Annotated in this window: 11 protein-coding genes; 6 read left to right on the top strand and 5 right to left on the bottom strand. The window is 41.1% G+C overall.

All coding sequences use genetic code 11. The annotated features are described in order from the left end of the window. Position 1: 1 nt before the first annotated feature. On the bottom strand, positions 2-2,938 hold the full coding sequence (gene fdhF / locus AMD01_RS10530; RefSeq protein ID WP_053401358.1) for a formate dehydrogenase subunit alpha: 2,937 nt from the start codon (positions 2,936-2,938) through the stop codon (positions 2-4). A gap of 648 nt (positions 2,939-3,586) precedes the next feature. Here fdhF and AMD01_RS10525 point away from each other — a divergent pair. The 3 genes from AMD01_RS10525 to AMD01_RS10515 all read left to right on the top strand — a co-directional run bounded on the left by AMD01_RS10525 (position 3,587) and on the right by AMD01_RS10515 (position 5,785). After that, the gene (locus AMD01_RS10525; protein ID WP_053401357.1) at positions 3,587-3,931 is read left to right on the top strand and encodes a Na-translocating system protein MpsC family protein; all 345 of its coding nucleotides are present in this window, start codon (positions 3,587-3,589) and stop codon (positions 3,929-3,931) included. A 12-nt stretch (positions 3,932-3,943) separates the two neighbouring features. Next, entirely contained in the window at positions 3,944-4,741 is a 798-nt protein-coding gene (gene fdhD, locus AMD01_RS10520) for a formate dehydrogenase accessory sulfurtransferase FdhD (RefSeq protein WP_053401356.1), read from the top strand. Positions 4,742-4,984: 243 nt separating this feature from the next. Beyond that, positions 4,985-5,785 (top strand): formate/nitrite transporter family protein, encoded by an 801-nt coding sequence (locus AMD01_RS10515; protein ID WP_053401355.1) that lies wholly within the window; start codon positions 4,985-4,987, stop codon positions 5,783-5,785. A 366-nt stretch (positions 5,786-6,151) separates the two neighbouring features. Here the strand turns inward: AMD01_RS10515 and AMD01_RS10510 are convergent, their stop codons facing one another. Next, positions 6,152-7,324 carry an MFS transporter gene (locus AMD01_RS10510; RefSeq protein WP_053401354.1) on the bottom strand — a complete coding sequence of 391 codons (1,173 nt, stop codon included), beginning with the start codon at positions 7,322-7,324 and terminating at the stop codon, positions 6,152-6,154. 127 nt (positions 7,325-7,451) lie between these two features. Further along, positions 7,452-8,210, bottom strand: coding sequence for a TrmB family transcriptional regulator (locus AMD01_RS10505; protein WP_053401353.1), 759 nt, complete (start codon positions 8,208-8,210; stop codon positions 7,452-7,454). 125 nt (positions 8,211-8,335) lie between these two features. Between AMD01_RS10505 and AMD01_RS10500 the strand changes: the two genes are divergently transcribed. Next, on the top strand, positions 8,336-9,367 hold the full coding sequence (locus AMD01_RS10500; protein ID WP_053401352.1) for an NAD(P)H-dependent flavin oxidoreductase: 1,032 nt from the start codon (positions 8,336-8,338) through the stop codon (positions 9,365-9,367). Positions 9,368-9,552: 185 nt separating this feature from the next. Here AMD01_RS10500 and AMD01_RS10495 read toward each other — a convergent pair whose 3' ends face one another. Then, positions 9,553-11,061, bottom strand: a complete 1,509-nt coding sequence (locus tag AMD01_RS10495; protein WP_245638928.1) for an HD-GYP domain-containing protein — start codon at positions 11,059-11,061, stop codon at positions 9,553-9,555. A 240-nt stretch (positions 11,062-11,301) separates the two neighbouring features. Here AMD01_RS10495 and AMD01_RS10490 point away from each other — a divergent pair, with 240 nt between their 5' ends. Further along, positions 11,302-11,529, top strand: coding sequence for a hypothetical protein (locus AMD01_RS10490; protein WP_053401351.1), 228 nt, complete (start codon positions 11,302-11,304; stop codon positions 11,527-11,529). Between the two features lie 31 nt (positions 11,530-11,560). Here the strand turns inward: AMD01_RS10490 and AMD01_RS10485 are convergent, their stop codons facing one another. Continuing rightward, positions 11,561-12,319, bottom strand: coding sequence for a L,D-transpeptidase family protein (locus AMD01_RS10485; protein WP_053401350.1), 759 nt, complete (start codon positions 12,317-12,319; stop codon positions 11,561-11,563). 317 nt (positions 12,320-12,636) lie between these two features. Here AMD01_RS10485 and AMD01_RS10480 point away from each other — a divergent pair, with 317 nt between their 5' ends. Beyond that, complete coding sequence (locus AMD01_RS10480) at positions 12,637-16,374, top strand: S8 family serine peptidase (RefSeq protein ID WP_053401349.1); 3,738 nt, start codon at positions 12,637-12,639, stop codon at positions 16,372-16,374. The last annotated feature ends 82 nt before the right edge of the window (positions 16,375-16,456 follow it).

Raw genomic sequence — 16,456 nt, 5'->3', positions numbered from 1 at the left:
CTCAGTCCGTTAAATGAACATACCCAGGGCGATCCCATTTGCGCTCAACTTCAACGCCTGGACGTGGGTTGCGTTTTTTCGTACGTGGATTCGTAGATGGCAATGGAATATCTCCGTCTACATCTAATACTTGCATGCGAACCATCGTTTGTTTGTATGCAGGTGTATGAGTACGATGATCCATCGCAGGACCTGTTAACAAGTTAATCGCACTTTCGTTAGATGTAGAATGCATTGGAATATATAATTCGTTCTTTTTCACGCGATCCGTCACAAGGACACGAACACGAATAGCACCAAATGGTGATTGTAGACGTACAAGTGAACCGTCTTTTACTGCGCGCTCAGCCGCAAGCTCTGGTGATACCTCAACAAACACACCTGGGAGCTTCGCTTGAATTCCTGTTGATTTATTCGTCATATTTCCTTCATGGAAGTGCTCAAGCATACGTCCGTTATTGATGTGAAGGTCATATTCCTCAGGGAATGCCGCTGGCTCCACCCAGTCAGATAGGGCGAAACGAGCTTTTCCATCGTCAAAGTTGAAGCGCTCTGTGTATAGAAGCGGTGTATCAGCACCATCAAAGCTTCCCCAACATAGCGTGTTCCAACCTTCTAAGTTTTCATAAACTGCTTGTCCGTATAAAGGAGACAGGCTTGCGATTTCATCCATGATTTCTTTTGGACTTTCATAGTTCCAGTCAGCGCCCATATGCTGAGCGATTTGCTGGATGATCCACCAGTCTGGCTTCGATTCGCCAAGAGTAGGAAGGACTTGATAGAGGCGTTGAATACGACGCTCTGTATTTGTGAACGTTCCTTCTTTTTCAAGACTTGGTGAAGCAGGGAGAACAACATCTGCATATTGAGCCGTTTTCGTTAAGAAAATATCTTGTACGACGAAGAAATCTAATTTTGATAAAATGTCGTGTACATGGTTTGCATTTGAATCTACAAGCGCCATGTCTTCACCCATTAAGTACATCGCTTTTAGCTCGCCTTTATCGATCGCTTCAAGCATTTGAATGTTATCTTTCCCAGGCGTTGAGCTAATGGAAACACCGTACGCTTTTTCAAACTTCGCACGTGCTGCATCGTCTGTAATGTGTTGATAGCCAGGTAACCATGGCGGCAATGTACCCATATCACACGCACCTTGTACGTTGTTATGTCCGCGAAGAGGGTAAGCACCTGCACCAGGACGACCGTAGTTTCCTGTTGCTAACAGAAGGTTTGAAATGGCAGCAGATGTGTCACTTCCTCCTGTATTTTGCGTAACGCCCATTCCCCAAAGTACACATGTACCGTCTGCTTCGTGAATCATTTTCGCTACGTCAATAAGCGTTGCTTGTGAAATACCCGTTACTTTTTCAGCATATTCAAGCGTGTATTTTCCAAGCACTTCATTAAATTCATCAAAGAAATGAACACGTTCTTGAATAAAGGAATCATCGTGCCAGCCTTGATCAATCATGTATTTTGTGACAGCCATTAGCCATACTTGGTCTGTCCCTTGTTTTGGACTAATAAAGATATCCGAGCGTTCTGCCATTTCGTGCTTACGAAGATCAGCAACGATTAGCTTTTGCCCATGTAATTTATGTGCACGTTTCACGCGTGTTGCAAGTACAGGATGTCCTTCAGTTGGGTTTGCACCTACGATAATAACAAGACCAGCTGCTGCGATATCTTTAATTGTACCAGCGTCACCACCCATACCAACTGTGCGGAATAATCCGTCCGTTGCAGGAGATTGACAGTAGCGTGAGCAGTTGTCAACATTGTTTGTTTCGAATACTTGGCGCGCTAATTTTTGCATCACATAGTTATCTTCGTTTGTAATCTTAGAAGATGAGATGAATCCAAGAGCGTCTCCGCCAAATTCATTTTTAATCGCACCCATTTTGCTTGCGACAAGTGAAAGTGCTTCTTCCCAGCTTGATTCAACAAATGAATCGCCTTTACGAATTAATGGTTTCGTAATCCGTTCTTCGCTGTTTACGAAGTCCCAACCGAATTTTCCTTTTACACAAGTAGAAATTGCATTTACTGGTGCATCAGAAGATGGCTGTACTTTTAAAATTTTGCGGCCTTTTGTCCATACTTCGAACGAACAGCCAACACCACAGAATGTACAAACGGTTTTCGTTTTTTTCGTACGCTCTTCGCGCATTGCTGCTTCTACTTCTGAAATTGCGAAAATTTCTTTGTAGCCAGGCTCTACGTCTTTAATAAGATCAACCATTGGCTCAAGCATATCTTCTTTCATACCTGTCATGAAGCCAGCTTCACCAAGCATTGATTTTTCCATTAACGCGTTACATGGGCATACAGTTACACATTGTCCACATGATACGCAAGAAGAGTTGTTGATTGACACGCCTTCATCCCAAACAACGCGAGGGCGTTCAGCTTCCCAATCCATTGAAAGAGTTTCGTTAACTTGTAGATTTTGACACACCTCTACACATTGTCCACATGCTAGACATTGGTTCGGATCATAGCGATAGAATGGGTGAGACATGTCGACTTCTGATGGATCAACTTTTGGTGTATATGGATATTTTTGATGCTCGATTTCCATCATTTCAGCTGTATTATGTAACGTACAGTTTCCGTTGTTGTTATCACAAACTGTGCAGTACAAGAGATGATTTTCAAGTAAGCGATCCATAGCCTCTGTTTGTGCTTCTTTTGCACGGCTAGAGCTGCGATCGATATTCATGCCGCTCATGGCAACGGTTGAGCAAGAGCGCATTAGTTTTCCGTCTACTTCAACCATACATGTATCACACGTTTGCAGTGGATCCACCTCTGGTACGTAGCATACTTGTGGGTGTTCAAGCCCATTTTCATTGATTACTTCTAAAATTGTAGAACCTGGTTTCACGTCATATTTTTGTCCATCAATCATGACGCTGAGATATTGTTTCTCCATAAAACGGTTCTCCTCCTTAACACGATTTCTCTTTTTAATCACAAAAAAAAACCACCACAAAAGCATAAGACTCATCGTAAAAAGATGGACCTGCTTCTATGGTGGAATAGTTCATTAGCAAACCTTACTAATATACCAATCCATTCGTATAACGTGATCTTTCAATATAAGGCGGAAACTTTACGAAAGCTTCTGGTACTTATGTAGTGAATGAACACCGACCGAATAGGGGTTCACATGATAAAATCATAACAATACACGTGCTATAATTCCATCAAACAAATTATATTATAGCTCTTTCTAAAAAAAGTGACAACAGTTCTTTTTTTAATAGCGTGTTTTAGTAGCTGCAAACGTTGGTAAAATAACAAGGAGGGAACCTTTTATCTCGGTGAAAAAGTCCATTAATAGCTAGTAAAAATAAGTAGAAACTGCTTATTTTGTAAAAAAAGGAGGGGCTGTCACCGATAAGTAAATAGGTGAGAAGGTCCATTCTGTCAATGGAATAGCACGTAAATCCTTTAAGAAGGTGGATTGTGGGACGAGTTTCTTGTTTTAGTGACTAAAATATTTTATGTTTAAAAGTGCGAGTAAAACGGTTATAATTTGACGTTGTTTGCTGAGTGCAATGGATGGGGGATTTGAAGAATGTCGAAAAAAGTGCATGAGTTTAATGATATTTTACGTAAGGTTCGTAAAGAGCTCTTTGGAAAAGGACCTGAAAAGATACATACGGTGTTTGTAGAAAATATGGCGGTATCGACGCTATATGGGAATTTAACACCAACGGAAAAGTTTATCGCAAAATCTCCTGGGGGAGCAGAAGTCGTTCATTCAGCCCGAACGAAAATGATTCAAGAAGTATACGCAACCAATATGCCAGAAGGACTAGAGGAATTAGTAGGTGCAAAGCTTGTTCATCTGTTTTCTGACATTAAAGTAGAAGAGAATATGGCCGTGTCTGTATTTATTTTTGATAAGCCAATCGTATAGGAGATGAGTAAGATGGGGAAATCAGTGCGAGCAGAGCGTGAAATTACACGCTACGAAAAAGGGGAACATAAAAAGGTTCTTGATCATGTAGTAACGGAGCATCCGGTAACCGTTAAAGTGAACGGAGAAGAATTTGTAACGATGGTTTGTTCACCAGAATACATCGAAGACATGGTCATTGGCTTTCTAGCTTCTGAAGGAGTCATTCGAAAGTACGAAGATATTGATGAAGTATGGTATCAGGAAAAAGAAGGATATGTTCATGTGAAAACAAATAAAGTGAACCCTTTTTACCGTAACTTCCAAAGCAAGCGTTACATTACTTCATGCTGCGGTATGAGCAGACAAGGTTTTGTATTCGTGAATGATGCACTAACAGCTAAACAAATGACGGATATTCATGTGCAAATCACACCGGATGACTGCTTCCGACTAATGAAAGATATGCAAGAGTCCGCAACGATTTTCCAAGAAACAGGTGGGGTGCATAATGCATCGCTTTGTGATGTAAACGGAACGGTGCTGAGCCGGATGGATATTGGTCGTCATAATGCGCTTGATAAAATTTACGGATATTGTCTGCAACATAATATTTCCATCGAAGATAAGATCATTGTATTTAGCGGCCGCATATCATCTGAGATTTTATTAAAAGTCGCGAAGATTGGCTGTGAGATCGTCCTATCCAAATCAGCTCCGACTGAATTAGCGCTAGAGCTTGCGGAAGATCTTGGTATTACAACTGTTGGATTTATTCGCAATCAGTCGTTTAACGTGTACACGCATCCTGAGCGTATTGTTGATTTGTGAACATTTTGTGAAAAAATGCATTGTCAACAGAACGAGAAGAAGGTATAATACAAAATGTTCATTGCGCGCGAATAGCGCTGATTGGTGAGCCTGCACGCTCTGTAGGTTTTCCATTCCATATAATTAATGATAATTGATGCGCTGTACTGATAATGCAGCGTCATTAGGCAGCATTCTTATTTCTCTATCGAACGGTAGGGGTATTTGAGTGTTGCCTTTTTTATTCAAAAAGGAGTGAAGGGTATGGCATATAACAAGCCAAACAAAATTATGGATCTTGCTGTTGAAGCAGGAACAAACAAAGCAAACATGTCTTTGCTATCGCTAATCGTACTTGGGTTTCTAGGAGGAGCGTTCATTTCGTTAGGATTTCTTCTAGACATTCGTGTCATCGGAAACTTACCGGCAGAATGGGGCAGTATGGCAAGTTTAATCGGTGGAGCCGTCTTTCCAGTGGGACTTATTTTAATTATTTTAGCTGGCGGTGAGCTGATTACAGGAAACATGATGACACTTTCAATTGCTGCATTCGCAAAGCGTATTTCAGCAGGAAGTCTTGTTCGTAACTGGTTTTGGATCACAGTAAGTAACTTCGTTGGTGCACTGTTTATCGCTTATTTCTTCGGACACGTTGTTGGATTAACAGAAACAGGTCCATTTTTAGAAAAAACAGTGGCAGTTGCTCAAGCAAAAATTGCCGATCCGTTTGGAAAAGCATTTGTTTCCGCTATCGGCTGTAACTGGTTAGTATGTTTAGCAGTATGGATTACGTTTGGTGCAGAAGATGTTGCGGGTAAAATTCTCGGCATTTGGTTCCCAATTATGGCATTCGTTGCAATTGGTTTCCAGCATACGGTAGCCAACATGTTCGTTATTCCAGCAGCGATCTTCGCTGGTGAAGCAACATGGGTAGATTTCTTCCAAAACTTCGTGCCTGTTTTCCTCGGAAACATCGTAGGGGGAGCAATTTTTGTTGGCTTAATCTATTTCCTTGCATATCACAAAAAACAAACAGCAAGTCAATCAATAAAAAAAGCTTCATAAGTGGAAAAGGGCGCAAATTGCGCTCTTTTTTTTGTGCTAATTTATAAGTAGAGCTGTAATGGTAATCGTGACTATAAAAAGCGTGCTAATGTGTGGATCGATTCGCTTTTCTAAGAAGAGAATCTTTCCATCCAGTTTCTTCGAAATGAAATGAAGAAGGAGAGAAAAAGTAAGTACAAGTAGAAATGTGATGACGATATGAACGGAAAAGAGCGGTTGCACCACTAAAAAATAGAAGCTATATAAAAGCAGATAAGAAACGAATTGAACAAGGCTAAAAATACGGATACGACCACCACCTTTCTTTTATAATACCATAAAATGCAAAAAAGGAATTTCGATTTTTAGATCGAAATTCCTTTTTTGTTAGTGCTGATGTGACTGTGCAGACTGCGATACTGTATGACGCGTAATAGAAAAGATTGAGCATAAAAGCGCAATTAGCACAAAAATAGCTCCAAACCATGCGTTATATAAAATGGATGTATGCTCGATTACCATTCCACCAACAAATGATCCAAGCGCAATGCCCAAATGACTTGCTGACGTATTTAAACTTAATAAAATGTCAGAGTTATGAGGAGCCATTTGGATAATGAAGTTATTTTGTGCTGGAGAAATCGCCCAGCTTAGTGCACTCCAAATGATAATAACGGCTGTAAACACATAAATCGGCCAGTCTACGCTAAACGGAATAATCAGCATCATGACTAAGAACGCCGTAATAATCGTTAAAATCGATTTTTTCGAACCGAATTTGTCGGAGCTTAAACCACCAAGACCACCGCCGGCAACAGCTGCAATTCCGAATACAATATACATGATTGTTACCATCGTTGTATTCATGTGAAGCGTCGTGCGTAAAAACGGTGTTAAATACGCATACAACGTTAAGTGCCCGGCTAACATAAAGCCTGATGAGAGCTCTGTTGTGATAATCTTCGGCTCACGTAGGGAACGCAGCTGCTCACGAAGCGGTACAACAGGTGGTGGAGATACTTTTTCTAATAAGAAAAAGACGCCGACCATAATAAGCGCAGTCAAAATCCCAATTAAAATGAACACCGAACGCCACCCGTACGCATTTCCAACTAAAATCCCAATTGGAATACCTAATACAAGAGAAGCACTAATCCCCATAAAGATCGTTCCGATCGCGCGACCTTTGTATTCATCGGCCACCATTCTAGAAGCCATCGTCGTAGAAAGAACGACAAGGAACGAACCACTAATAGCCGCAATAATACGCCCTACAAACAACATTTCGTAGTTTGTGCTTGCTGCTGATAGTACGTTACTAAGTAAAAAGGCAAATAATGTCCATAAGTATGTTTTTTTACGTTCAAATTTCGCCGTCATATTCAGCAAAATAGGGGCTGACAGGGCGAAAAAAACAGAATAAATCGTAATCAAATTTCCAGCTTTACTCACTGAAACTCCTAAGTCATTAGAGATAATATCTAAAATACCGCCAATGATAAGCTCTACCGTTCCAATGACGAAACAGGAGACAGCTAATATATAAATTTTTGGATTCACGTCCAAACCTCCTCTTTAAAAAAAGTTACTACGAGAATAGTAACCTTTTTTAGAGAAGAGTACAAGAGGAAATAGTAAAAAGAAGCAAAACGTCCTGTTGGAACATTTTGCTTCTTTTTAGGTAGGCTTAATAGCGAAGGCGCGTGAGCAGTTTCTTTGTCACTTCATCATCAACAAGCTGATCGTGAAATCGCTCCGTAATGCGTGCTAGCGCCACATCATGATAAAAGAAATCGGTGAAGAATTTTACGAACGGTTGTGACATCGTTTTAATTGCTTTCCACTGATCGTTTTCAATTCCTGCAAACACCGCATCTTCTTCATCAATGACAATTAAATGAGACTTTTCGAGGCGATCATGCTCATCGATTGGGACAAGGATATGAACGTGTTTCAAAGACGTTTCAATCGCTCCAATGGAGAGAATTTCAACTTCAATACCGCTCGCCTCCTTTTCCTCAAGAAGGGGAAGATAAGGAATAAGATTTTCACTCCAAGATGACATAAAGATGGTCGTTTTTGCGTGATGAATCATTTCTTCCGTTTGCGCAAAAATGGTGGAATGTGCTTTTAAACTCCATACACGATCATCTGAAAACGAACGCTCAATTTTTTTCTTTTTTAATTCTTCTACGTTTTGTTCAAATTCATATGTAAGTTTTTTGATCACAGACTCAAGGGGAATGGCATGATAAAGCTTTTTCTTTTCCGATACGGTATTCATGATAAGACCTTTATCAATCATGCGGTTTAATACTTCGTATACTTTCGCCTTTGGAACTTGTGAATGACTGACGATCGACGTTGCGTCCATCGGTTCTGTTCCTGCAAGTAGCGTTTCATATACTTGACTTTCATACTGAGAATAGCCAAATTCCTGTAACATAGTGCCTCCTCAAAAAGGAACGTTAAACGAGTTGTTCCGTGTTATAGTAAGTATTATAGTATCAAATTTAACAGCGGAGTAACAGCGATTCAGTGAAAATCAGCATATACAAGGGGATGAGGAAAATGGGAACGATCCAAAAAGAGCTCGGCATAACCTATCCGATCTTTCAAGCCGGCATGGCAGGAGGAATTACCACACCTGAACTCGTGGCAGCCGTATCCAATTTTGGTGCGTTCGGGCAAATCGGAGCAGGTTATCTGACGGCTGAGGAGCTACGCGATGCCATTCGTGAGGTGAAAAAGCGAACCAATAAACCGTTTGGCGTAAATCTTTTTGTGCCAGAACCCACACAAGACGTTAATAAAAGCGACATTGAGATGATGAACGAACAGCTTTTGCAAATTTCACCGACGATTCAACCCGTTACGGACCCTAGTGGTGACAAACACAATGAAGAATACGTCAAACAAATTGAGGTCGTCGTTGAAGAAGGGGTAACGGCTTGTTCGTTTACGTTCGGATCGCCTCAATTGGATGTGATTCACTGCTTAAAAATAGAGGGAATTAAAGTCATTGGTACGGCGACGACTGTAGAGGAAGGAATGATGCTTGAAGAAAGCGGTGTTCATTATATAGTCGCACAAGGGAGCGAGGCAGGAGGACATCGAGGTACTTTTATAGCAACTAAGGGTGATGCGTTAATTGGAACGATTGCGCTCGTTCCGCAAATGGCTGATCATCTCCACATCCCGGTTATCGCGGCAGGGGGAATAGCGGACAAAAGAGGAATTGAAGCGGCATATATATTAGGAGCGGAGGGTGTCCAATTAGGTTCTGTCTTTTTACCATGCAATGAAAGTGGAGCAAATCCTACCTATAAAAAGACGCTGATCGCGAAAAACGAGAGTGATACGGCTCTCACCAAAGCCTTTTCTGGAAAATGGGCGAGAGGGATTCAAAATGAGTTTATGGAAAAAATGAAAGAAGTAAGCGTACTACCATACCCTCTCCAAAATACATTAACAAAAGCACTGCGCGCCAAAGCGGCCAAAGATCAAAATCCTGAAAAAATGTCCCTTTGGGCAGGGCAAGCACTGCGCCTTGTTACGGATGAATGCTCGGTGGCGGAGGTTCTTACTAAGCTAACCACATAAAAAAGCGTGCAGAAGCTGCACGCTTTTTACTACATCACCCCATCCATCCGTACATGGTTAAGTGTCCCGCAACGATCGCGAATGATTGGATAGGGTGACATGTGTAGTATATGCAGGAACAGGTAAACCTATTCACTGCATGAATTTATCGTAGCATACTCTCATTGCTTCTTCAAACGTCAAGGTTATTCACCAGAAACTTTTTTAGCAAAGCCCTCGTTCATTAAGTCAACAAAAAGCGTTGCGTAATGAGGGTCCCACTGTGTGCCTTTTCCGCTTTCAATGATTTGAAGCGCTTTTCCTGCTGGCATTCCTTTTCGGTAAGGGCGATCGGACGTCATTGCATCGTACGCGTCAGCAACAGCAATTAAACGACCAAAGACGGGAATCGTGTCACCGCTTAAGCCTTCCGGGTATCCTTTGCCATCGTAACGCTCATGATGATATTTAACGCCGGGGAGAAGCTGTTTGATTTCTTCCGTCATAATAACCTGACTTAAAATATGCGCACCAATTACGGGGTGAGCTTTAATTTGGTTGAATTCTTCATCTGTTAGTCGCCCCTCTTTTAATAACACTTCATCCCGAACGCCAATTTTTCCAATATCATGGAGAAGGGCTGATTTTTTCAATAAATCTAGTTCTCCACTGCTAAAGCCAGCTCGTTCACCAATTTGAACAGAGTATGCCGCTACTCTTTCAGAATGTCCAGCTGTATAAGGATCTCGTGCATCAAGGGTGGCAGCAATCGCCGTAAAGAAGCTTTCCATTAGCTGCTGATTTAATTCGTCGCGTACACGTATCGCTTTGATCATGTGATTATAGCCGGTTACTAAGTCTGAAAATTCATCGGAATAGACGTTCTCCATTCGATTTAGCGAGCCTTGACCGACTTCGTATACGCCTTTTTGTAGCTGTTCGATCGGCTGCTTAAAATGCTTAAATAAAAGAAAAGAGCCGCTTAACGCAATAATAACAACCATAGCGAGGATGATTAGGGCCCAGCTCCAATAATCACCTAGCCCATTTTCTTGAATGCTTTGCATCCGGATTTGCGTGGCAAGGCTAAACAGAACGACAGGAAAGATTGCAAAGAACAACGAGCTGATCACCATTTTCTTTTTAATGCTAAAGAAAAACGATTTTTCATGTGCTAAATCCTCGTTGTTTTGTTCAAACCATTTCTCTTGAATGTCGTGAAGAAGCGGTTTGATCGTTTCAAACGTTAAAAAGAATTCAATGAGTCCGTGCATAACAGCAATCAAAAAAGCGCCAATCCAGGCAAGACCAACAAAATAATACGGGATGGCTAGTACGCCATAATGAATACAAAGAATGGCTAGTCCAGATGAAGGGATGCCAATGCCCAAAAAATGCGGTCCGAGAATTCGTTTTAAGGTTAGAAGTGGAAAGGCGTGTAGACGAGCGTGAGCGTCATACAACGACTCCTTCGAAAGAATATCGGATCGGTACACCAAACGAATCGGAGAAACCTGTCGCTTATACGTCCAAAATTCCGCTATGAGCATTGTACAAACGGATATCATTATAATGGCCAGCAAGAAGTAAATTTCACGTTGGCTCAAAGAAAGTGTATGGAAAATGAGCGTGCTCCCAACGCCAAATACCGCAAATGCGGAACTAAACACATAGTTTCGTAACATTCGCTTTTGAAAAGATGAAAAAAGGTTCAAGCAAATGTCCTCCCCTTTTTAGTACCAAAGAAATAGGTACAAATAATTATTTAATGGAAATAATTATATCAAATATAAAAAAATAGAAAACACTTTCTCCTTATTTTTATTATTTAATTAGAAGCATCGTGTCGTTAAAAGGAAGCCGGAACGAAATTTATCACAAGTTGGTTTAGACTTGTCCAAACCGTGTAAATAGTAGATAATTGTTAATTATGGAAACTTAGGAGGCTAAATGCGTTGGAAAAGCTATCACTTACGAAAAACAAGTGGAAGACAGGAGCTCTTATCGGACTTGGAGGAATCGCAGTCAGCGCCATCTATTTTCTCCAACCTTCAGCACGAAAAAAGATTACATCTATTATAAAAAAACGAGCGAATGCTAATGAGCAGGACACTCTACCATTACAAGAAAGAAGAGCACCTAGACCGCCTTATGTTAGAAGGCAGGGATCCGTGAAATTATGAAAAAAGCGTGGACTCGTGTCCACGCTCTTTTTTATTGCTGTTGCAAGGCTTTGTACGTGTTGGCTCCTACAATTCCATCGACAGAAAGATGGTGCGCTTTTTGAAACAGCCGCACAGCGCGGTCTGTTCCGCTTCCGAATATACCATCAATACCGTTGGTTGAGTAACCTTGTGATGTGAGTAACTGCTGAAGCTTTTTCACCTCTGCGCCGCGGCTTCCCTTTTTGAGCGTTGACCCACTCGTGATAACGGCGACAGGTGCCGTTTCTTCACCAGAAACCTTAATACCATTGGAAGCGGCAATGCCACCAAAGCTCTTGTTAGAAGTGGTAATAATAACAGGCGTATTCACCTTAACTTTGCTATATAACCACTGTACTTCCTGATTGTACATGCGAATGCAGCCGCTGCTTACGTATTTTCCAATTGAACTTGTATTATTGTTTCCGTGAATGGCATAGGTCGTTCCCCAAGTTCCACGCGCATTGATCCCCAACCAACGATTGCCGAGGGGATTACGAGAGTCTCCGCCGCGAATATTTCCCTTATAGTAAGGTCTGTTCACAATTTTATTTACAACCTTAAAACGTCCCTCCGGTGTATAAGATGCCTTTTTTCCCGTTGCGACGCTAAACATTTTTACGAGCTTATTATTTTCATAAAACGCCAGCTGGTTTTTAGCTTTGTTAATAATAATAAGCTGATTTCCTGAGGCCGCATTTGATACGGAGCTAATTCCACACATAAAAACAAAGGTGACAATAAAACAAATAAACCATTTTTTAAACAAAAAAAGTTCCCCCCCTAATATCGTAAAACATAATCCGTCTAGTCTATGAGAGAAGGGCTTGTACAGTTTACAAAAACATTACAAAAATGACAAAAAGATGATAAAACTCCTAGATGAAAAGCAGGAGATCTTAAAAAAATTTAATTTATTAAAACGTTAAAAAATAAAGGATTTTTGATTAAAAATTCGAAATATTCAAAAGAGGTTCAAAAATAACTATTCCGAAAAGAACCTATTTCTGCTAGAATATTGTAAAAACACTAAATTTATAGTGTTATAGTAATATTTTCTAGATACATTTAAGGGGGAAATTTTAGGTGAATAAAAAGAAAACAGCTATTACTGCACTTTCCGTTGCGTCTGTTGTCGCAATGTCTACGGCGGCTCATGCGGCACCGGCGGCTGATCATCAAGCAAAGGCACATTCTCTAAAATTAGATGCGAATGGGAAAACGATTGTAAAAGGAAAGGCTTACGGCCAAAACGATAAAGTGCGCGTAATTGTGGAGCTGTCATCAGCACCAGCCATTACATATGCAAAAGCAGAAGGGAAAAAGTACTCTGATTTAAGCAAAACGACGCAAAAAAGCCTTCAACAAAAAGTGTCCGCACAGCAAAAAAGCATTAAAGCGAATATTAAAAAGAATGGCGTAAACGTTCAATACCTTGGTAGCTTTGACACGATTTTTAATGGCTTCAGTGGAAATGTGAAATTCGGCGACATTAAAAAGATTGAGGGACTTGCAGGCGTTGCAAAAGTTCACGTTGTAAATGAGTACAAGCGTCCAACAGAAAAACCGGACATGATTACAAGTAAAGAGCTTGTGCAAGCACAGCAAACGTGGGGCGATTATGGATATAAAGGTGAGGGAATGGTTGTCGGTGTTATTGATACGGGAATTGATCCGTCTCACCACGACATGACCTTGACGACGACAAAAGGGGAAAAACTGACGAAAAGCGTAATTGATGCAGATATCAAAAAAGATCAGCTTAAAGGGAAGTTCTATACCGACAAAGTTCCTTACGGCTATAACTATGCTGATAACAACGATAACATTCTTGACGAAGGTCCTGATGCTAGCATGCACGGAATGCACGTATCTGGAACAGTTGGTGCAAACGGCGATGAGAAAGCTGGAGGCATTAAAGGTGTGGCACCTGAAGCACAGCTTTTAGCGCTTAAGGTGTTCAGTAATGATCCAGGAAACCCGTCAACATACGGAGATATTTACGTAAAAGCAATTGACGATGCGATTAAGCTTGGCGCAGACGTATTAAACATGAGCTTAGGTTCAACGGCTTCATTCGTAGCGGAAGATGATCCAGAGCAACAAGCGATTACAAATGCCGTGAATAACGGTGTATTCATGTCTATTTCTGCTGGAAACTCTGCTTACTTCGGTCACGGTTATCAAACTCCTTACGCGGCGAATCCAGACACTGGAGTTGTAGGAGCACCAGGTTTAACGCCTTCATCTCTACAAGTAGCGTCTCTAGAAAACTCGCATATTCAGCTTGATAGTTTAACAGTGAATGCAGAGGGAGAAGAGCCGTTTAAAATTGGCTGGCAGAAGCAATCCGCACCAAATCCGCTTGATGTGTTCCATCAAGAAGAAAAAGAAGTCGTGTATGTAGGTGACGGGCAGCCTGACAAATACGAAGGAAAAGACGTAAAAGGGAAAATCGTGTTTGTTACTCGTGATGGCAGCTACTTCTACTCAAATATTCAAAAACAGGCGGAAGCAGCTGGTGCAGCGGGAGTTATCGTGCGTGGTACGGTGGCACACGGCGACTATGTAAATATGGCGCTTGATAATCCTAAGTTACCAATGGCAAGCGTTAGTATTAAGGACGGAAATGCATTAAAAGCATTATTTGAAAAAGGGAAAACAGTAAAAGTATCGTTTAACGGTTCTATGATTACAATTCCTAATAATACGGCAAGCCAAATGTCTGATTTTACGTCTTGGGGCGTTACGCCAAACCTTGACTTTAAACCAGAAATTACGGCACCGGGTGGAAAAATCTATTCCACATTTAATGATAACAAATACGGCGTCATGAGCGGTACATCAATGGCAGCACCACACGTTGCGGGGGGAGCAGCGCTAGTACTTGAGCGCGTAGACAAGGAATTTAAGCCAAAGCATAATGCAGATCGCGTATTGCTTGCGAAAAACTTATTAATGAATACGTCTGCACCTGTTGTGGATAAAAGCGCAACAAACGCTGCTCAAAAATGGACAAACTTCTATTCACCACGTCGTGAAGGAGCAGGATTAATGCAACTTCATGCAGCTGTTTCTACTCCAGTTGTTGTAACAGAGAAAACAAGTGGAGTGGGCAAAGTTGCGTTAAAAGAAATTACGAAGGATAAAGTATCATTCACGCTTGTAGCGAAAAACCTTAGCAAACGTGACGTTGAATATGATGTTGCTTCTAGTCTACAAACAGACCTCGTGCTAAAAGGAAAAGATGGCATTAATCATAATGAAATGGAAGCACAGCCACTTCAAGGTGCTACCGTAAAAGTGAATAATGCTGCAACATCAAAAGTGAAGTTAAAAGCGGGTCAGTCGCAAACCGTTAACGTCACAGTTGACTTAACAGGTGCGAAAGTTGCCGATCCAGCAGATTTAACAAAATCATTGCCGGCTGATCAAGTATTCCCGAACGGCTATTTCGTAGATGGATTTGTCCGTTTTGTTAGCACAGCAGGTACAGACGGTGACCCAACACTTACGGTTCCATTTGTAGGCTTCAAAGGCGACTGGAATAAGGCTCCGATCTTAGATGCTAGTATTTATGATGATAACTATTTCTACGGCATGGAGGCACTTATCGATAAGGATGAGAACGTTCTTGGTGCAAGCTTAGCAAAAGAGGACGAGTATCTGAAAGATAAAATTGCCTTCTCACCAAACGGCGACGAATCACAGGATGAGGTGATTCCTCAGTTAACACTTTTACGTAATGCGAAGAAGCTTGAATTCTCTATTACAGATAAGAGCGGGAAAGTACTTCGTATGTTACGTTCAGAAACAGATATTCGGAAAAACTACTACGACGGTGGTTCAGGAGACCCAGCATATGTCTTTAAGCAAGCGATGTGGGATGGGAAATTAAACAACGTAGTTGCAAAAGACGGCGAATATGTTTACCAAGTAAAAGCTTACTTAGATTACGAGAATAAAGCACCGCAAGTATTCAAGTTCCCAGTGAAGATCGACACCAAGATGCCGACAGTAAGTGCGTCATATAATGATGGTGAGCTATCATTTAAAGCGGCAGATGCAGGTGTTGGTGTAAACGCTATTGATATTTTAGTAGACGGAAAATCTGTGTTGAAAACTCCGCTTTCTGGTAATGCAACATCTTATAAATTTGAAACAAAACCGGAAGTTGGACAAACAGTGGAAGTTCTTGCTCTTGATTATGCAGGAAATGCAGCTTCAAGAGAGGTAAGTCTTGTTAAGGATACAGGAAAGCCATCTGTCTTTATCACAGCACCAGGTGCGCTTGATGTAGTAGACAAGTCTCAAGCTATTTTCAGCGGTTATATTCAAGATGAGTCAAAAATCCAATCATTTACGCTAAATGGCCAGCAAGTAGAGCTAAAATGGAATGCTGAGAAAAAGCAATTTGATTTTAGCCACGCGATGACCTTTAAAGACGGTGTACAAGTTGTAAAAGTAGCCGCAGAGGATTTATCTGGAAACGTATCAAAATTTGAACGTTCCATTGTTGTGGATGCTACTGCGCCTAAATTAGAGCTTCAAGGGAAAGTTCCAACATCTGTTGGGAAAAACGTAAAAAGTGCGAAGCTATCTGTGAAACTATCAGATAACTATGATGAAATTCGTTTCCGTGTGAACGGAAGTGAAACATACGCTCACGAGTTCAAAGAGCCGTATGCAATGCGTCCGTTCGCACATACAGAAACAATCAACGTTCCGTTGACTCCAGGGAAAAATACGTTCTTATTAGAAGTAGAAGATCTTGCAGGCCACGTAACGAAGAAAACTGTTTCCATTACAAGAGCATCTAAATAATGATAGAAAGGGCCTTCAACTTAAGTGTTGAAGGTCTTTTTTGAGCTTAAATTTAACGATTATGAAAAGGGTGTGTTAGGGT

It is taken from the genome of Priestia koreensis, from assembly GCF_001274935.1.
Taxonomy (GTDB): Bacteria; Bacillota; Bacilli; order Bacillales; family Bacillaceae_H; genus Bacillus_AG; species Bacillus_AG koreensis.
The sequence above is the reverse complement of the archived record's forward strand: the minus strand, read 5'-3'. Positions and strand labels throughout refer to the sequence as shown.